This is a genomic window from Prevotella sp. MGM1 (assembly GCF_002933775.1).
GTDB lineage: Bacteria > Bacteroidota > Bacteroidia > Bacteroidales > Bacteroidaceae > Prevotella.
Genome location: NZ_BEWV01000135.1, coordinates 1 through 1,036, shown reverse-complemented (window position 1 = coordinate 1,036; position 1,036 = coordinate 1). Strand labels below are relative to the sequence as shown.

The following is a 1,036-nucleotide window of genomic DNA, read 5'->3' as shown; positions in this document are numbered from 1 at the left end:
ACACAAGGCGTGGTGTGGCTCGACAAAGATGTAATGGGCGGAATATCAGGATTCATCAGCACATTCTGCGCCATAATAAGCACTGTGCTGACACTGCTTGTGATGTGGCACTTCATCCGTTTCATCAAAAACATAAACCGACAGGAGATATTCACATGGAAGAACGTGAACCTGTTGGAAACCATGGGCGGACTGCTCATAGCCGCATCGGCGCTAAACCTCATATACTCTTGGATACAATGCTACACGATCTCACAGGCATTCGCCGTGGAAGGACGCATAATAGACTGGCTCAGTCCGCTGTGCAGCAGCAACATCATACTCGGAGTGCTGGCCTGCATCATAGGCGAGGTGTTCGCCATGGGACTGAGGTTGAGGGAGGACCAGGAACTGACAATATAACAAAAATAGCAATATACAGAAGAATAGAAAAGACAATGCCGATAATAGTTAATCTCGACGTGATGATGGCAAGACGCAAGGTATCGCTCGGCGAACTGGCGACAGCCGTGGGAGTGACACCCGCCAACCTGTCTATCCTGAAGACAGGCAAGGCAAAGGCCGTGCGATTCTCCACGCTCGAAGCCATCTGCAAGGCGCTCGACTGCCAGCCGGGAGAGATATTGGAATATAAATAAATAGGATACACTAATAATTAACCAAACATTTGAAAACAATGAAAAAATTAATCGTTATCGCATTCGCTGCGTTCTGTTCGTGGACAGCCGGTGCACAACAGATGCCCGGATTTCCGATGGACCCCGCAGTGCGTTACGGCAAACTGGAAAACGGACTGACTTACTACATCCGTCACAACGAGGAGCCGAAAGACAGGGCAAGTTTCTACATCGCGCAGAAAGTGGGCGCGGTGCAGGAAGACGACAACCAGCGCGGCCTGGCTCACTTCTTGGAGCACATGTGCTTCAACGGAACGAAAAACTTCCCCGGCAACAAGGTCGTGGAATACTGCGAGACTATCGGAGTGAAGTTCGGATACAACCTGAACGCATACACAGCGGCAGACGAGACTGTGTAT

At 50.1% G+C, this 1,036-nt stretch carries 3 protein-coding genes; all 3 read left to right on the top strand.

The features are described 5' to 3' along the window. On the top strand, positions 1-402 hold a 402-nt coding region (locus MoGM_RS04645; RefSeq protein ID WP_146078647.1), incomplete at its 5' end, for a DUF2975 domain-containing protein. A 35-nt stretch (positions 403-437) separates the two neighbouring features. Further along, positions 438-638 (top strand): helix-turn-helix transcriptional regulator, encoded by a 201-nt coding sequence (locus MoGM_RS04640; RefSeq protein ID WP_104368962.1) that lies wholly within the window; start codon positions 438-440, stop codon positions 636-638. Between the two features lie 38 nt (positions 639-676). Then, positions 677-1,036 (top strand): pitrilysin family protein (locus MoGM_RS04635; protein ID WP_146078646.1); only part of this gene is annotated, 360 nt, incomplete at its 3' end.

What these genes read in the sequence shown, in the direction of transcription:
- MoGM_RS04640 (WP_104368962.1), top strand. Translation starts at nt 438, where the DNA reads ATGCCGATAATAGTTAATCTCGACGTGATGATGGCAAGACGCAAGGTA.